General features: G+C 62.9%; 13 protein-coding genes. 3 read left to right on the top strand and 10 right to left on the bottom strand.

What is annotated here, in order from left to right; genetic code table 11:
- Positions 1 to 40: 40 nt before the first annotated feature.
- The gene (locus H6979_05035) at positions 41 to 652 is read right to left on the bottom strand and encodes a VOC family protein (protein MCP5139199.1); all 612 of its coding nucleotides are present in this window, start codon (positions 650 to 652) and stop codon (positions 41 to 43) included.
- Positions 653 to 735: 83 nt separating this feature from the next.
- Positions 736 to 1,833, bottom strand: coding sequence for a cell division protein ZapE (locus H6979_05030; protein MCP5139198.1), 1,098 nt, complete (start codon positions 1,831 to 1,833; stop codon positions 736 to 738).
- 88 nt (positions 1,834 to 1,921) lie between these two features.
- Between H6979_05030 and H6979_05025 the strand changes: the two genes are divergently transcribed.
- Complete coding sequence (locus tag H6979_05025) at positions 1,922 to 3,574, top strand: electron transfer flavoprotein-ubiquinone oxidoreductase (protein ID MCP5139197.1); 1,653 nt, start codon at positions 1,922 to 1,924, stop codon at positions 3,572 to 3,574.
- Between the two features lie 19 nt (positions 3,575 to 3,593).
- Here H6979_05025 and H6979_05020 read toward each other — a convergent pair whose 3' ends face one another.
- Both H6979_05020 and H6979_05015 read right to left on the bottom strand, forming a co-directional pair.
- The gene (locus H6979_05020; GenBank protein ID MCP5139196.1) at positions 3,594 to 4,808 is read right to left on the bottom strand and encodes a thiolase family protein; all 1,215 of its coding nucleotides are present in this window, start codon (positions 4,806 to 4,808) and stop codon (positions 3,594 to 3,596) included.
- A gap of 72 nt (positions 4,809 to 4,880) precedes the next feature.
- On the bottom strand, positions 4,881 to 5,618 hold the full coding sequence (locus tag H6979_05015; protein ID MCP5139195.1) for a 1-acyl-sn-glycerol-3-phosphate acyltransferase: 738 nt from the start codon (positions 5,616 to 5,618) through the stop codon (positions 4,881 to 4,883).
- A gap of 192 nt (positions 5,619 to 5,810) precedes the next feature.
- Here H6979_05015 and xerD point away from each other — a divergent pair, with 192 nt between their 5' ends.
- Both xerD and H6979_05005 read left to right on the top strand, forming a co-directional pair.
- Entirely contained in the window at positions 5,811 to 6,749 is a 939-nt protein-coding gene (xerD, locus tag H6979_05010) for a site-specific tyrosine recombinase XerD (protein ID MCP5139194.1), read from the top strand.
- 94 nt (positions 6,750 to 6,843) lie between these two features.
- Positions 6,844 to 7,620, top strand: coding sequence for a DsbC family protein (locus H6979_05005; GenBank protein MCP5139193.1), 777 nt, complete (start codon positions 6,844 to 6,846; stop codon positions 7,618 to 7,620).
- A gap of 46 nt (positions 7,621 to 7,666) precedes the next feature.
- On the opposite strand, the gene H6979_05000 is transcribed toward H6979_05005, so the two are convergent.
- From H6979_05000 to gltB, 6 genes are read right to left on the bottom strand one after another with little or no spacing between them, the layout of a single operon-like run.
- A complete protein-coding gene (locus tag H6979_05000) occupies positions 7,667 to 7,990 on the bottom strand; it encodes a ferredoxin family protein (GenBank protein ID MCP5139192.1) in 324 nt (107 codons plus the stop codon).
- 53 nt (positions 7,991 to 8,043) lie between these two features.
- Positions 8,044 to 8,586, bottom strand: coding sequence for an NUDIX hydrolase (locus H6979_04995; GenBank protein MCP5139191.1), 543 nt, complete (start codon positions 8,584 to 8,586; stop codon positions 8,044 to 8,046).
- A gap of 19 nt (positions 8,587 to 8,605) precedes the next feature.
- Positions 8,606 to 9,985, bottom strand: coding sequence for an MFS transporter (locus H6979_04990; protein ID MCP5139190.1), 1,380 nt, complete (start codon positions 9,983 to 9,985; stop codon positions 8,606 to 8,608).
- Positions 9,964 to 10,515 carry a nuclear transport factor 2 family protein gene (locus H6979_04985; protein ID MCP5139189.1) on the bottom strand — a complete coding sequence of 184 codons (552 nt, stop codon included), beginning with the start codon at positions 10,513 to 10,515 and terminating at the stop codon, positions 9,964 to 9,966. Before H6979_04985 ends, H6979_04990 begins: the two co-directional genes overlap by 22 nt.
- Positions 10,512 to 11,993, bottom strand: coding sequence for a glutamate synthase subunit beta (locus H6979_04980; protein ID MCP5139188.1), 1,482 nt, complete (start codon positions 11,991 to 11,993; stop codon positions 10,512 to 10,514). Before H6979_04980 ends, H6979_04985 begins: the two co-directional genes overlap by 4 nt.
- A gap of 1 nt (position 11,994) precedes the next feature.
- A complete protein-coding gene (gene gltB / locus H6979_04975; protein ID MCP5139187.1) occupies positions 11,995 to 16,620 on the bottom strand; it encodes a glutamate synthase large subunit in 4,626 nt (1,541 codons plus the stop codon).
- Positions 16,621 to 16,762: the final 142 nt, after the last annotated feature.

Genomic DNA, 16,762 nt, shown 5'->3' with positions numbered 1-16,762 from the left:
CGCTGCCGGTGAAGCCCTCACCGGCAGCGCTGCAGCCGGACTATTTCGCGGCAGGCGCTACGGGCGCTTCTGCGTTTTCGCTCCTCGGATTTCCGACCAGCAGTTCGTTCAGCTCGATCGCATAGCCATCGGGGTCGGTCAGCGTGCTCACCAGTACCGGGATGACACCCTTGCCGCCATAACCCGGATAGGTGGTCGGTGCCGGTTCTTCGATAACCCGGACCCCCGGCACCTCGCGGGCCGCCGCGAATCTGGCGGCGGCATCCTTCACGTTGAAGACGAAGACCATGCTGCCGATGCTGAAGGGCTCAGCCGGTGTGGCGGGAACCGGCTTCAATGGCTTGAAGTACTGGATCATGCCGATCATGCCGATGAAATCGTCGTTGGCCTGCAACAGCACCAGCCGCAATGAGCGCTCGGCATCGGCATCGCTGGCGGCATCCCGCGGCGTACGGATGATCTGGTCGTAGGCGACCTTGAGTCCCAGTACATCGCGGTAGAAGCGCAACGAGTTATCCATGTCACGCACGATCAGCGTCGTGCGCCGCAGGTCTATTGGTACGCGCTCTGCATCGCTGACCGGTGCGGCAAGGGATGCCGTAACCAGGCTGCAAAGCCCGCCCAACAGCAGTAAAAACCTGTGCAAGCGCATGGTGGGCAGACTCCTGTCTGATGGTCCTGTCGAGTATAGCGGAGCAGTTCGGCGGTGCGTTCATGGGCGCGCCGATGTGCCGTTCAGGGCAGATGTTCGGCGGCAAGATATTCCATCGACTGCATCTCCAGCAGCCGGCTTCGGGTGCGTTCGAATTCGTGGCTGAGGCGGGTGCCGGTATAGATCCGGCCGATGGATTCTGCGGCCGAGATGATCAGATTGACGCGCCGGTCGTAGAACTCATCGACCAGTGCGATGAATCGCCGCGCTTCATTCTCGCGGCTTTCGTCGAGCCGGGGTATGCCGGAGATGATTACCGTCTGGAACCAGCGGGCGATTTCGATGTAGTCCTCCTGGCTGCGTGGTCCTGCGCACAGCGCATCGAAATCAAACCACGCGATACCTTCGGCTCGTCGGCGGGTGGTGATGGTTCTGCCGAGCACATCCAGCGTTTCGCCCTCGGTGCCCCGGTCAGGTGCCATGTTCCGGAAGTATTGATCGAGGTTCCGGTCAGCGCTCTGATCGAGCGGCGCATGCCAGAGCTCGGCCGCTTCGAGTACACGCAGCCGGTAGTCGGTCAGCCCGTCCACGTGCACGACCTCGGTGTGCTGCAGGATCAGGTCGATGGCGGGCAGGAAGCGCTGCCGCTGCAGGCCCCCGCGATACAGGTCCTGTGGTGCGCTGTTCGAGGTGGCGACCAGGGTGACGCCGCGCTCGAACAGGGCGTGAAGCAACCGGCCGAGCAGCATCGCATCGGCGATGTCGGCGACGAAGAACTCGTCGAAGCAGATGATGCGTGCCTCGCCCGCCAGTTCAGCGGCAACGGTCGCCAGTGGATCCTGCTCGTCGCGCAGGGTCTTGAGCCGCCCGTGTACGCGGTTCATCAGCCGATGGAAGTGATAGCGGACCTTGTCGTCGAAGGGCAGGGACTCAAACAGCAGGTCCATCATGAAGGTCTTCCCGCGCCCCACGCTGCCCCACAGATAAGCGCCGCGTACTGGCGCCGGGCTGGTGGTTCGCGGCAGGAAGCGGCCCAGAATTCCCGGCAGGCGCCGTGGCCGCGGGCTCTCCAGCAGCTCGCGGCTGACCCGGTCCAGCACCCCGAGCGCACGCAGCTGCGCCGGGTCATTGCTGAACCTGAGTTCCGTACTGAGGGAGCGATATCGGTCGAGGAGGTTCATGCGGTCTGGCGCGAGTGTAGAAGCCGCGAGAGTCGCGGGCAAACCCGAATCGCGCGGGCGGGGATTGATGGGCTAGACTTCCGTCCGCATGGCTGAACGGGAAAGCATGGATTTTGATGTCGTGATCGTCGGGGCTGGTCCCTGCGGTCTGGCGGCTGCCTGCCGCTTGCTGCAGCTCGCCCGGGACGCGGGTACCGATGTGTCGGTCGCGGTCATCGAGAAAGGCGCCGAGATCGGCGCACACATCCTCTCCGGGGCGGTGCTGGAGACGACCGCCCTCGATGAACTCTTCCCCGACTGGCGAAAACGCGGCGCACCAGTGCAGACCGCGGTCACGGCTGACGAGGTCCACTGGCTGCGCAGCGCTGACGCGGACATAAAGGTGCCGGATTTATTTGTTCCGCGCCCCATGCACAACAAGGGCAACTACATCATCAGTCTGGGCCGGCTCTGCCAGTGGCTGGGCCAGCAGGCCGAAGAGCTGGGTGCCAACCTGTTTCCCGGCTTTGCCGGCGCAGAGGTCCTTTATGAGAACGGGCGCGTCGCCGGCGTGCTGACCGGCGACCTGGGTCGGGGTGCCGACGGTCACGAGAAGCCCTCGTTCCAGCCCGGCTACGAGCTGCGCGGCAAGTACACGATCTTTGCCGAAGGCTGTCGCGGCCATCTCGGCAAGGAACTCATGGAGACCTACCACCTGCGGGCAGACTGTGACCCCCAGCACTACGGTATCGGCATCAAGGAGATTTGGACCATCGATCCGGCGCGGCATCGCGAAGGACTCGTGGTACACACCTTCGGCTGGCCGCTCAACAGCAGCACCGAGGGTGGCGGCTTTATCTATCACGCTGCCGACAACCAGGTTTATCTGGGTTTCATCATTGCGCTCAATTACCGCAATCCGTACCTGAACCCCTACGAGGAATTCCAGCGCTGGAAGCAGCACCCGCGAATCCGCGCCTGCCTGGAAGGCGGGCAGCGGGTCAGTTATGGCGCGCGGGCGGTCAACAAGGGTGGTCTGCAGTCCTTGCCGAAGCTGGTCTTCCCCGGCGGCCTGCTCGCCGGCTGCGAGGCCGGGTTCCTGAATGGCGCGAAGATCAAGGGCTCGCACACGGCGATCAAGACAGGCATGCTGGCTGCCGAATCGGTGTTTGCAGCCCTTGGCCAGGGAGATGCGGCACCTGCCCAGCTCGACGCCTTCGAGACGGCTGTCCGCGAATCATGGGTTTGGCGCGAGTTGCATGTCGCGCGCAACTTCGCGCCGGCCCAGAAGAAGTTCGGTCTGTTTCTCGGCAGCGCGTTTATCTGGCTGGACCAGAACCTGTTTGGCGGGCGTCTGCCCTTTACCCTGCACAGTCGCGAGCCGGATCACGCAGGGCTTCAGCTTGCGGCCAGTGCGCCGCGGATCAGCTATCCGAAGGCGGATGGCAAGATCAGCTTTGATCGCTTGTCATCGGTGTTTTTGTCCAGCACCAATCACGAAGAAGACCAGCCCTGCCATCTGCAGCTGCTGGATCCGGCTGTGCCGATAGGGAGCAACCTGCCGCTCTATGCAGAGCCTGCCCAGCGCTATTGCCCCGCAGGCGTCTATGAAGTGGTGGAGGGCACGGACGGCCAGCAGCGCCTGCAGATCAACGCGCAGAACTGCGTCCACTGCAAGACCTGCGATATCAAGGATCCGGCGCAGAACATCCGCTGGGTGACACCGGAAGGTGGCGGCGGGCCGAATTACTCCGGGATGTAGCGGCGCGGACTGAGGTGCTTCACAACACTTCGATCGCTGTCGCGATCGCTTCACCGCCGCCGATACAGGCCGTGGCGATGCCGCGCTTTCCGCCCCGCGTTTTCAATGCGTTTATCAGTGTCGCAATGATGCGCGCACCGGTCGCGCCGATCGGATGACCGAGTGCGCAAGCGCCACCATGTACGTTCACCCGCTCATGCGGTATGCCGAGATCCCGCATGGCAGCCAGTGTCACACAGGCAAACGCCTCGTTGATCTCGAACAGGTCGACATCGGCGACCTTCCAGTTGGCGGCAGCCAGCAGTTTTTTGACCGCCGGGCCCGGTGCCGTCGTGAACCAGGCCGGTTCCTGCGCGTGGCTGGCCTGCCCGATGATTCGCGCGAGCGGCTTCAGTCCACGACGCTTCGCTTCGGCTGCACTCATCAGCAGCAGCGATGCAGCGCCGTCGGAGATTGACGAGGAGGTCGCGGCGGTCACGGTCCCGTCTTTGGCGAAGGCTGGCCGCATGGTCGGGATACGCTGCAGGTCGCAGCGCCCCGGTTCCTCATCTGCGCTGATGATGCTCTCGCCCTTCCGGCTGCTGACGGCAACCGGCGCGATTTCCGCTGCAAAAATGCCGGCACTCGTGGCGGCAAGTGCACGCTGCACCGACTCGATGGCAAACTCGTCCTGCTCGCTACGCGAGAACCCGTAAGTCTTCGCAGTGGCTTCGCCGAAGATGCCCATCATCTGGCCGTCATAAGGGTTCTGCAGGCCGTCGTAAAACATGTGATCGAGCACTTCCTGGTGCCCCATCCGGTAACCGGAGCGCGCCTTCGGCAGGAGGTAGGGCGCGTTGCTCATCGATTCCATGCCACCGGCAAGCACGATGGAGGCGCTGCCTGCACGGATCATGTCGGCGCCGAGGTGCACGGCCTTCATGCCCGAGCCGCAGACCTTGTTGATGGTGGTGGTGGGTACGGAATCCGGCAAGCCGGCGGCGAGTGCGGCCTGTCGCGCCGGTGCCTGGCCAAGTCCGGCGCTCAGCACACAGCCGAACAGCACCTCACTGATATCTGCAGCCGGAATGGCGCAGTCGCTGAGGCAGGCCTTGCTGGCAACGGCTGAAAGTTCAGGCGCTGAAAGCGGGCTCAGGGCACCCTGAAAAGCGCCGATGGGCGTGCGGCGTGCCGCAACGATAACGATTGCATCCTGAGTCAAAACGTCTCTCCACAGAGCTGGCCGTAGCCGCATGGCGGCCGATTATGCGTTGCAAAATGGTCCGCGCCAACCACGGTTTCCCCCTAAGCGTTGACCAAACGGGACTTATGTCAGCTCGTGATGCAGCAGATCCGGTTCGTTGAGGTCTTCAAGGATGCTCAGCCGTGCCTGTTCCCGCAGTGAATGAACGGGGTTGTCGCCGCTGGCGCGCAGCGCAGGCTTGATGATGACTTCGATGCGTCCGGGCCGGGGCAGCCGACTGGAGGCAGGCAGCATGTCGCGACTGCCACGGATGATGACCGGCACGACCGGAAGATTGCCGCGCACGGCGGCTGCAAAAGCGCCGTTGTGAAAACGCCTCAGCCCTGGCTCGACAAGAATCGAACCTTCGGGGAAAAAGGCCAGTGATTCCTGACCGCGCGCCTTGTGCAGTATCCGGCGCGCATCGGCCGCGCCCTGGTGCCTGTCATTGCGTTCGACAAACTCGGAACCGATGCGACGTAACAGGAAGTGTGCAAAGGGCACGCGGGTCATTTCGCGCATGATCACGAAGCCGAATCGTGGCGGCAGTGCGGCACTGAGAATCGGACCGTCGAGATAACTCGAATGATTGGCTATCACGATGCATGGATCATCTGGAACGTGATCGAGTCCGCTTACCGACAGCCGGGTTCCGGTAACACTGAGCAGGGTCCCGGCGGCGCGGCGCACCAGTTGCCGGCGCGCCGCGATGGCAGGTGTAAGGGCAACGGCGGCCAGCGTCGACAGGCTGACGGCAACGAAAACACTGGTCGCGTATACGCCGAAAATGCCATGCCCGAGGCCCCGAAACAGGTAACGCATTCGCGTGTTTAGTTAAATCGTAAGTTTATGTAATTCATCATAATTTGTGAGTGCAGTCACGCCGATGCGGCAACCTTTTGCCCATACTGCAGTCCCATGAAGGAAGCCCTGATTATCCTGAAAATGACTCACCGGGACGCTGATCAGGTTTGCTCTGTTGCTCATTTGCCGATTGCACGGGGCTGAAGTGTAATGTCACCAGCGTCTGTCAACCACATCACGGGCAGCAGCCCGAAATCTGTTTCTTCCGAGGGGATCATCGACAAGTTTCTCGATGCCATCTGGATGGAGCGGGGCCTGTCGACCAATACGCTGGGTGCGTATCGCGCTGACCTGGCGGCCCTGCAGCGCTGGCTCGCCCAGCGTGATACCAGTCTGATCTATGCGAGCCGGGCTGACTTGCTGGCATTTATCGCCAGTCGGGCCAAGCAGGGCTCCAAGCCGCGTTCAACCGCCCGGCAATTGTCCAGCTTCCGCCGCTTCTACCGCTTCCTGTTGCGCGAGGGTGTGATCCAGGAAGATCCGACAGTCAAGATCGACATGCCGAAGATCGGCCGCTCACTGCCGCGCTCGCTGACCGAATCCGAAGTCGATGCATTGCTCGCCGCACCGGAGACCAGTGACCCGCTCGGTCACCGCGACCGGGCCATGCTGGAGGTGCTGTATGCCACCGGCCTGCGTGTATCCGAACTGATCAATCTCCGTCAGAGCGAGGTCAACCTCAACCAGGGCGTGTTGCGCATTCGCGGCAAGGGTGATCGCGAGCGGTTGATTCCTTTCGGCGAAGAATCACAGCGCTGGATCCGCGAGTTCATCAGTGGCCCGCGCCTGGAAATCCTGCTTGAGCGCCAGAGTGAATACCTGTTCCCGACGCGCCGCGGCGACCGCATGACGCGCCAGGCCTTCTGGCACATTATCAAGCGGTATGCGAAGAAAGCCGATATCGACGCCAAGCTCTCGCCGCATACGCTGCGGCATGCATTTGCGACACATCTGCTGAACCATGGGGCCGACCTGCGCGTGGTACAGATGCTGCTGGGTCACAGCGATCTTTCGACCACGCAGATCTACACCCACGTCGCCCGCGAGCGCATGAAGGAACTTCACGCCCAGCATCATCCGCGCGGCTGATTTCCGCTGCAGCGCTGCTGCACTACATTGTCGGGGCGTGGCACTTCGCGTGCTACGATTCGGCTCAATAGTCACACGCTTCAGGGTACCGTCCATGTCCGTTCGTTTTCGTCAGCCGGTCCTCGCCGGCATTGCCTTGCTCGGCGCTCTTTTTGTCATCAACTCGGTTGCCGAAACACAGACCCCGTCAGCGGGTGCTTCCACCGCCGAGGTGCGCAAGCTGATTGCCGCCCGCTTTCCGGAGATCCGGCCGGAACAGATCTCCGAATCGCCGGTGGCCGGGCTCTATGAAGTACGGATCGGTTCGAAAATTGCCTATGTGTCCGCGGATGGCCGATACATGGTGCAGGGTGAAATATACGACCTGGATTCAGAACGAAACCTCACCGAGGGACGTGTGGAGGGGGTACGCAAGGAGGTGCTGGCCGGCGTCAGCGAGTCCGGTATGGTGATCTTCGCTCCCGCGAAGTATCAGGATACGGTCACGGTGTTTACTGATGTCGACTGCGGTTACTGCCGCAAACTTCATCGGCAGATTGCGGATTACAATGCGCGGGGGATACGCGTCCGCTACATGTTTTTCCCGCGCAGCGGCCCGGGTACCGACAGCTGGCTGAAAGCCGAACAGGTTGCCTGCGCGAAAGACCGGCGCAGTGCGCTGACGAAATCCAAGCTGGGAGAGGTGCTGACGGACAAGCCATGCAAGCCCAACCCGGTCGCCGAGCACTACAACATTGGCCGCGAATTTGGCCTGCAGGGTACGCCCGCCATCGTGCTCGAGTCGGGTGAGCTGATCGGCGGCTATCTGGAGCCGGCAGAACTGGCGAAATACCTCGCCGAATCGAAAGTACCGAAAGTCGCCAGTCAGTAAGCTGGCCCTGGCGGGCCTGGACCGGAGAGAGGCGCAGGCGCTTGAATCAGCGCTCCAGCAGCTTCAGTTTGTCCGGCGTCTTGAGCCAGGCATCGGCATCGGCCGGCGGCGTGCCCGCTTCGGTGATCACCGGCCAGCCCTTGGCCAGTTCGGCATTCAACGGGATGAAGCCCTTCTGCGCAGCTGGCACCTCATCTTCCGAAAAGATCGCTTCAGCCGGGCACTCCGGCTCGCAGAGCGTGCAGTCGATGCATTCGTCGGGATCGATGACGAGCATGTTCGGGCCTTCATGGAAGCAATCGACAGGGCATACCTCGACGCAGTCCATGTACTTGCACTTGATGCAGTTTTCGGTAACGACAAAAGTCATGGTGTCTTGGCTCCTTCAAGGGCCGCTACTTTAGAGATTTTGGGCGCAGATAACTAGCCGCGGATACTACGTGGTGCGGTGCTCAGGTGTACCAGCTGGTTACCCGTGCGACGATTGTCCAGATACTGCTCCAGCGCAATCCGGATACTGGGGAAAGCCAGCTCGCTCCAGGGGATGTCCTCCGGCCGGTACAGGCGCGTCTCAATCGTCTCTGTACCCGCTCCGAACTCCGGTCGCGACAGTTTCCCGCTGAAGAAAACATGCAGCTGGCCGGCGTGGATGACATCGACGGCGGCGAAAAGCGGGCCAATCTCCACCTTTGCCAGCGCTTCCTCCCAGGTCTCGCGCAGCGCAGCTTCGGCCAGCGATTCGCCCATTTCCATGAAGCCGGCCGGCACGGTCCAGAACCCGCGGCGTGGCTCGATGGCCCGTCGGCACAGCAGGATCTGCCCCTCGTGCTCGGGCACGCAGCCCGCCACGATCTTCGGGTTCTGATAATGCACCGTACCGCAGCTCGTGCAGACATCGCGCAGCCGGTTATCGCCGGCCGGAATGGTGCTGGTCACGGGTTGACCACAGGCGCTGCAGTACTGCATGGATCCAGTCGCTACCGGGTTACTGGGCTGATGGGGCGCCATTGTAAGGGCCGGCCAGCGTTTTTCTGTATTCCCTTCGCGTGCAGCGGAGCAGCGCGAGGCCGGGTACACCGATGATCAATGGCACGAGTGCGCAGGCGAGGGCGATATTGTCGCCGGCAAACAGGGCGTCATTGAAAAAGCCCACGGCCAGCGGCCCGACGACCAGTCCCGTGAGCATGATGATCATGTAAAACAGGGCCGATACCTGGCCGCGCATCTCGCCCGGCGTGATGTTGAGCAGCGCGACCGGGGCGGCGGCCGATACCGCAGACAGGCCGATCAGGTTGCAGAGCCAGACCAGAAAGGCCAGCTCGCCCGACGGCATCAGCGGTGTGAGGATACCGGTGGGAACCAGCAGCAGCGTACCGGTCATGACGATCAGTACCGGGCCGTCGGTGCGTCCCCGCGCGCACAGGCGGTCTGACAGCCAGCCGGTCAGGTTGACCGTCACGGGCCCGAGAATGATCAGCGCCAGCCCGTACCAGGTTGCGAAGCGCGTGATATCCCAACCCCACTGGCGCTGCCAGAGAGCGGCATACCAGTTCTGGCTGTAAGCCACGATGGTCATGACCGAGACCACAGCAGTGAGGCTTGCGTAGACCGGCCACCGCGCGCCGAGCCAGCGCAGTGTCTGGCTCATCGTGGTGCTGTTCAGCGCCGAGGTTTCGCGTGCCGGCTCCCGCATGATCAGCAGCAGTACAGCCACGATGAGCCCGGGCGTGCCGACAGCGATGAAGGTGAACTGCCAGGGTGCGACGATGCCGAATACGGGCAGCGAGATCTCGCTCTGTGCGTTGGCCCAGCCGAGCACGGCCGCACCACCGAGGGCCGCGAGGCCTGCGCCGAAAGACTGCGCCGCAACGTAGAGGGCGATGGGCCGGCCGCGCCGGGCCGGCGGAAAGCTGTCGGAGATCATCGACATCGCGCAGGGCGCGAGGGCCGCGTCACCAATGCCAACCCCGACGCGGGCCAGCAGCAGGCGCCCGAAACTCCCGGCGAGCCCGGAGGCCGCAGTGGCCAGCGACCATAGCGCGACGCCCATCGCGACCAGCGTGGTACGTCGGAACCGGTCGGCCAGCCAGCCCATGGGCAGGCCCAGCGTCGCATACAGCACCGCAAAGGCAGGACCGAGCAGCAGGCCCATTTCGGTGTCGCTGAGGTCTAGATCGCGTTTCAGTGGCTCCACGAGCAGCGCCGGGATGTACTTGTCGACGAAGGAAAAGATGTAGGCGATGGTCAGCAGCGTGACCAGGTACCAGGCGCGCAGCGGCCGGGGCCAGACATGCGCCGCTGCCGATGCCGGCGCATCGGGCAGGACCTCCGCGACGGCGGCGCTCAGGCCTGCGCCTTTAGCCACTGTTCAAAATCCGCGGGTACAGTGTCCTCGAGCAGGCTCTTGACGGTCTGCAGCAGCGCTTGCTGTTCTGCCGGACCCAGTGATTTTGAATTCCTTGCCAGCTTGCGCACCATGGTCAGGGGTGCCTGCGGGGCTTCGGCGTAGGCGGCGAGCTTCCACTCGCCATCGCGCCGGCGAAACACGGCGACGACACGGTCGAAGCTCGACAGCGGCTTCATGTCCTTCACGGCGATATCGAAGCGCAGCTTGTAGGTTGCCAGCGCAAGGTCCGGTGCCAGGTGGCGCGCCCGGACTTCGCTGTACTCGTTGCGGATACCATCGAGCGAACCCGGCCGGTCGAAATAGGCCCTGATCGCCTGCCAGCCGTACATCGGCGGATCGACTTCCTCGGCCATGTAAAAGCTGTCCGGATCGCCGGTATCCCACATCTCCAGAAGTTCCGCATACGCCTGCCGGTTGTAGAGTGCGGCATAACGATCCAGAAACTCGCTCAGTTCCCGCTCCAGTGCCGTTTGCGGTGCCGCTGTCACGGCAGGTCGGTGCGGCCCATCAGGTAACGGTCGACTTCGCGGGCGGCGCCGCGGCCCTCATTGATGGCCCAGACGATCAGGCTCTGGCCGCGCCGGCAGTCGCCGGCCGCATACACGCCCTTCACGCTCGTGGCGTACTTGCCGTATTCGGCCTGCACGTTGCTGCGCGAATCACATTGGAGGCCGAGTTCCTCAAGCAGCGGCGCCTCGGGGCCGGTAAAGCCCATCGCCAGCAGGACGAGCTGAGCCGGATGCGTCTTCTCGCTGCCGGGGCGCTCCTTTGGAACCAGCTTGCCGTCCACGTTTTCCCAGCTGATTTCGACCGTGACCAGGGACTCCAGTTGTCCCCTGGCATCGCCGAGGAACTTCTTGACCGTGGTCACATAAACGCGCGGATCCTGGCCAAACCGGGCGATGGCTTCTTCCTGTGCGTAATCGATCCGGTGGATCTTCGGCCACTCCGGCCACGGGTTGTTCTCGGCGCGTTCGGCCGGTGACCTCGGCATGATCTCTACCTGAAGCAGCGAACGGCAGCCCTGGCGGAGTGCGGTGCCGATGCAGTCCGTGCCAGTATCGCCGCCGCCAATGACGATGACGTCCTTGTCCTTCGCATGCAACGGGCTGGCATCCGGCCTGTCGTCCAGCAACGCCTTGGTGCTGGCGGTCAGGTAGTCCATCGCAAAGTGCACGCCGCCCAGATCGCGTCCCTCGACCGGCAGGTCGCGCGGCCGGGTCGCACCGGTACAGATCAGCGTTGCGTCGAAGTCCTTGAGCAGCATCTGTGCCTCGACGTTCTCGCCGACCGTCGCATTGCAGATGAACTTGATGCCTTCCTGTTCGAGCAGCGCAATGCGACGCTCGACGACAGCACGCTTGTCGAGCTTCATGTTGGGGATGCCGTACATGAGCAGACCACCGGGGCGGTCGTCACGCTCGAGTACGGTGACGAGGTGGCCTGCGCGATTGAGCTGTGCAGCTGCGGCGAGGCCGGCAGGTCCCGAGCCCACCACGACCACCTTCTTGCCGGTACGGGTCTTCGGCGGTTCGGCAACCACCCAGCCTTCCTCGAAGCCGCGCTCGATGATCGCCGCTTCCAGGTTCTTGATCGTTACCGGCGGGCTGGAAATGCCGAGCACGCAGGAGCCTTCGCAGGGCGCGGGACAGACCCGGCCCGTGAAATCCGGGAAGTTGTTCGTCTTGTGCAGTCGAACGAGCGCTTCCTGCCAGAGGCCGCGATAGACCAGATCGTTCCATTCCGGAATCAGGTTGTTGACCGGGCAACCGACCGTGGAACCTTCAATCACCGTGCCGTTGTGGCAGAAGGGCACACCGCAGTCCATGCAGCGTGCGCCCTGCTGGCGCAGCCGCTTCTCGTCCATGTGGTGATGGAACTCGTTCCAGTCGCGGACCCGTTCGCGCGGGGTCCGGTCTACCGGCAGTTCACGTACGAACTCGATGAATCCTGTTGGCTTGCCCATCTCAGTTGCCACCTACGCGGGAGAGGTCGCGAGCGTTTTCTTCAAACGCCACCATGATTGCCTCGTCGCCGGTCAGCCCCTGATCGTGGGCGCGCGAGATGCAGGCGAGCATGCGCTTGAAGTCCTTTGGAATGACCTTGACGAAGCGCTTGACGTTCGCCTCCCAGTTGTCGAGTACTTCACGCGCGCGTTCGCTGTCTGTCCAGCGCAGATGCTGCTCGACCAGCTTGCGCACCCTGGCGATTTCCGCCGGGTCTGCCAGCTCCTCGGTCTCGACCATCTGCATGTTGATGTTGGTCGGGAAGCTGCCGTTCTCGTCGAGCACATAGGCGATACCGCCGGACATCCCGGCACCGAAGTTGCGGCCGGTTGGTCCGAGTACCACCACATGTCCGCCGGTCATGTACTCGCAGGCATGATCGCCGACCGCCTCGACCACCGTGTCCACGCCGCTGTTGCGTACCGCGAAGCGTTCGCCGGCCATGCCGTTGATATAGGCTTCACCGGCAGTCGCGCCGTAAAGCGCGACGTTGCCGATGATGATGTTTTCCGCGGCAATAAAAGTGGACTTTGCAGGGGGCCGCACGATGATCTTGCCGCCGGACAGTCCCTTGCCACAGTAATCGTTGGCATCGCCTTCGATGATGAAGGTCATTCCCGCCGGCATGAATGCACCGAAACTCTGGCCGGCAGAACCATTGAAAGTGATGCTGACGGTGTCTTCGGGCAGGCCCTTGGCTCCCCACTTTTTCGTGATCTCGCTGCCGGTGATTGTGCCGACCACACGGTTGACGTTGCGCAAGGCAACCGTGCCGCGCACCGGTTCGCCCTTCTCGATGGCGGGTTTGCACAGATCCAGAAGCGTGGTCACGTCGAGCGACTTGTCGAGGCCGTGATCCTGCGTGTCCTGACGGTAGCGTCCAACTTCCGGGCCGACATCCGGCTGGTAGAGAATGTCGGTGAAGTCAAAGCCCTTGGCCTTCCAGTGCTCGATGGCCTTCCTGGGCTCCAGGTGATCGACGCGACCGACCATTTCATTGATGGTCCTGAAGCCCATCTGTGCCATCAGTTCGCGCAGGTCTTCAGCGATGAAGCGCATGAAGTTGACGACATGTTCTGGCGTGCCGGTGAATTTCTCGCGCAGTTTCGGATCCTGCGTGGCAATACCGACCGGGCAGGTGTTAAGGTGGCAGACGCGCATCATGATGCAGCCCACACTGACCAGCGGTGCGGTGGCAAAGCCGAACTCCTCAGCGCCGAGCAGTGCGGCGATCGCAACGTCACGACCGGTTTTGAGCTGCCCGTCGGTTTCCACTGCAATGCGACTGCGCAGGTTATTCATGACCAGCGTCTGATGCGTCTCGGCGAGGCCGAGTTCCCAGGGCAGTCCGGCATGCGTGATCGAAGTTTGCGGTGAGGCGCCCGTACCACCGTCGTAACCGCTGATCAGCACGACGTCGGCATGTGCCTTCGCGACGCCGGCCGCAATCGTGCCGACACCGACTTCAGCGACCAGCTTCACGCTGATGCGCGCATCGCGATTGGCATTCTTCAGATCGTGAATCAGTTCGGCCAGATCCTCGATCGAATAGATGTCGTGATGGGGCGGCGGGGAGATCAGCCCGACGCCGGCAGTGGTATGCCGCGTCTTGGCGACCCAGGGATAGACCTTGCTGCCCGGCAACTGGCCGCCTTCGCCGGGCTTGGCGCCCTGCGCCATCTTGATCTGCAGTTCCCTGGCGTTGACCAGGTAGTTGCTGGTTACGCCGAATCGGCCGGACGCGACCTGCTTGATGGCCGAACTCTTCGAGTCGCCGTTCGCCATCGGCGTAAAGCGCTCCGGGTCTTCGCCACCTTCGCCGGTATTGCTCATCCCGCCGATGCGGTTCATGGCGATTGCCAGGGTCTCGTGTGCTTCCTTGCTGATCGACCCGTAGGACATCGCGCCGGTCTTGAAGCGCCGCATGATGTTCTCGGCCGGCTCGACGGCCGACAGCGGTATCGCCTTGCCGGGCTTGAACTCGAGCAGTCCGCGCAGCGTGGACAGCCTGGTTGACTGGTCGTCGATCAGCCGGGCATAGGACTTGTAGATCGCGAAGTTGCCGGTGCGCACGGCCTTCTGCAGCCGGTGGATGGACTCGGGGCTGAACAGGTGCTGCTCGCCATCGGCCCGCCACTGATATTGCCCGCCCGATGGCAGTGCCTGACCGGCGATCTGACGCTCCGGGAATGCCGCCTGATGTCGCTGCAGGGCTTCACGCGCCACGACATTGATGCCGATGCCACCGATGCGCGATGCCGTCCACGTGAAGTGCTGGTCGATGATGTCCTGCCGCAGACCGACTGCCTCGAACAGCTGTGCGCCGTGATAGCTCTGCACGGCGGACACGCCCATCTTCGACATCACCTTGACGATGCCCTTGGTTGCCGCCTTTGCGAAGTTCTTGCACGCGGTCTTGTGATCGATATTTGCCAGCAGCCCGTCGCGGATCATGCCGTCGAGCGTTTCGAATGCCAGGTACGGGTTGATCGCGCTGGCGCCATAGCCGATCAGCAGCGAAAAGTGGTGCACCTCGCGGGCTTCGCCCGTTTCGATGACCAGGCTGACGCGCGTGCGCAGACCTTCGCGCACCAGGTAATGGTGCAGGCTGGACACCGCCAGCAGTGAGGGGATCGCGGCGTAGTCACGGTTTACGCCCCGGTCGCTGAGGATCAGGACGTTGATGTTCTCGGTTTCGATCAGGCGCTGCGCATTGGCCCAGAGTTCCTCGACCGCTCCGCTCAGGCCTTTTCCGCCGCGCGCCACGCGGAACAGGCTGGACAGCACACCGACGCGCAGGCCGGGCAGGTCGAGCCGCCGCACCTTGGCGAATTCCTCATTGGTGAGCACCGGGGCATTCAGTTCCAGCCGCCGGCAATCGGCCGGCTGCGGTTCCAGCAGGTTGCCTTCCGAACCGAGCCAGACTTCGGATGCCGTGATGAGTTCTTCGCGGATGCAGTCGATCGGCGGGTTGGTGACCTGGGCAAAAAGCTGCTTGAAGTAGTCGAACAGCAGACGGGGTTTGGCTGACAGTACGGCGAGCGGGGTATCGTTGCCCATTGAACCGATCGCCTCGACGCCATCGCGCGCCATCGGCGTCATGATGATGCGCTGGTCCTCGAAGGTGTATCCGAAGGCGATCTGTCGCTGCAGCAGCGTGTCGTGGTCGGGTACCGGCACCTCGGGTGCCGCCGGCAGATCGTTCAGATGCACCAGATGCTCGTCGAGCCATTGACGATATGGCCGTTCGTTGACGACCTGCCGCTTGATCTCCTCGTCTTCGACGATTCGGCCTTCCTCGGTGTCCACGAGAAACATCCGGCCGGGCTGCAGACGGCCCTTGCGCAGGATGTTCTCCGGCGGAATTTCCAGGACGCCGGCCTCGGAGGCCATGACCACCATGTCATCCCTGGTGACGTAGTAGCGCGAGGGGCGCAGGCCATTGCGATCGAGGATCGCGCCGATCTTCCTGCCATCCGTGAAGGCGATTGACGCCGGGCCGTCCCAGGGCTCCATCAGGCTGGAGTGGTACTGGTAGAAGGCGCGCTTTGCGTCATCCATCTGCGCGTTTTTCGACCACGGCTCGGGAATCATCATCATGATCGCGTGGGGCAGCGAGCGGCCGGCCAGCACCAGCAGTTCAAGCACATTGTCGAACATCGCCGAGTCGCTGCCGTTCGGGTTGACGACCGGCGGGATCTTGCTGACGTCTTCGCCGAACAACTCGGATTCGAACAGCGCCTCGCGCGCATGCATCCAGTTGATGTTGCCGCGGAGGGTGTTGATCTCGCCGTTGTGCGCTACATAGCGATAGGGGTGGGCGCGGTCCCAGCTCGGGAAGGTGTTGGTGCTGAAGCGCGAATGCACCATCGCCAGGGCCGTTTCCACTGCCGGATCGCCGAGGTCGGAGAAATAGGTGCCGAGCTGTTCGGTGAGCAGCATGCCCTTGTAGACGATGGTCCTGCAGGACAGGCTGGGCACATACCAGAAATCGGCGCCGTCGATCGTGGAGGTGCGGATCTCGCTGTAGGCGCGCTTGCGGATCACGAAGAGCTTGCGTTCGAAAGCGAGTTCGTCGGTGAGGGCCGGATCGCGGCCGATGATCACCTGACGGACGAAAGGTTCGGATGCCCGGGCGGTTTCGCCCAGTTCCTTGTTGTGCGTCGGTACGGTGCGCCAGCCGAGTATCGACTGGCCCTCTGACTGCACGATCTGCTCGAAGCGTTGCTCGAGCTTGCGGCGCTTGCTGGCATTGCGCGGCAGGAAGATCAGTCCGCTGCCGTATTCGCCCGGCGCCGGCAGCGTAAAGCCGTCGCGTTCAGCCACGTTCTGCAGAAAGCGGTGTGGAAGCTGCAGCAGGACGCCAGCGCCATCGCCGGTGTTGACTTCACAGCCACAGGCGCCGCGATGATCCAGATTGCGCAGTACCTGGATGGCCTGTTCCAGGATGCGGTGCGATTTGCGCCCCTTGATGTCCACGACAAAGCCGACCCCGCAGGCGTCGTGCTCATTGGCCGGGTCGTAGAGGCCCTGTTTTGGAGGCAGGCCGAGCCTGCCACTGTTCTGGTGGCTGTGCATGATTGTCATCGGGATCACTGTCCGCGGGCCATGAAATACGGCCCGTGACCCGACAGTTTAAGTGGCTGAGGGCAATCAGGAAAGGCTTGCAGGGAATCTGGCCACCGCTGGTGCGACAATCCGGTCGGTTCGGGTGCCTTGTATCGCCCCG

Source organism: Chromatiales bacterium (assembly GCA_024234935.1).
Lineage (GTDB): Bacteria > Pseudomonadota > Gammaproteobacteria > Steroidobacterales.
This window is presented reverse-complemented; position numbering and strand designations above follow the sequence as displayed.

Bases quoted from the DNA above. Each gene is read 5' to 3' on its own strand.
- H6979_05035 (MCP5139199.1), bottom strand. From the start codon at position 652: ATGCGCTTGCACAGGTTTTTACTGCTGTTGGGCGGGCTTTGCAGCCTG.
- H6979_05030 (MCP5139198.1), bottom strand. From the start codon at position 1,833: ATGAACCTCCTCGACCGATATCGCTCCCTCAGTACGGAACTCAGGTTC.
- H6979_05025 (MCP5139197.1), top strand. From the start codon at position 1,922: ATGGCTGAACGGGAAAGCATGGATTTTGATGTCGTGATCGTCGGGGCT.
- H6979_05020 (MCP5139196.1), bottom strand. From the start codon at position 4,808: ATGCGGCTACGGCCAGCTCTGTGGAGAGACGTTTTGACTCAGGATGCA.
- H6979_05015 (MCP5139195.1), bottom strand. From the start codon at position 5,618: ATGCGTTACCTGTTTCGGGGCCTCGGGCATGGCATTTTCGGCGTATAC.
- xerD (MCP5139194.1), top strand. From the start codon at position 5,811: ATGTCACCAGCGTCTGTCAACCACATCACGGGCAGCAGCCCGAAATCT.
- H6979_05005 (MCP5139193.1), top strand. From the start codon at position 6,844: ATGTCCGTTCGTTTTCGTCAGCCGGTCCTCGCCGGCATTGCCTTGCTC.
- H6979_05000 (MCP5139192.1), bottom strand. From the start codon at position 7,990: ATGACTTTTGTCGTTACCGAAAACTGCATCAAGTGCAAGTACATGGAC.
- H6979_04995 (MCP5139191.1), bottom strand. From the start codon at position 8,586: ATGCAGTACTGCAGCGCCTGTGGTCAACCCGTGACCAGCACCATTCCG.
- H6979_04980 (MCP5139188.1), bottom strand. From the start codon at position 11,993: ATGGGCAAGCCAACAGGATTCATCGAGTTCGTACGTGAACTGCCGGTA.
- gltB (MCP5139187.1), bottom strand. From the start codon at position 16,620: ATGACAATCATGCACAGCCACCAGAACAGTGGCAGGCTCGGCCTGCCT.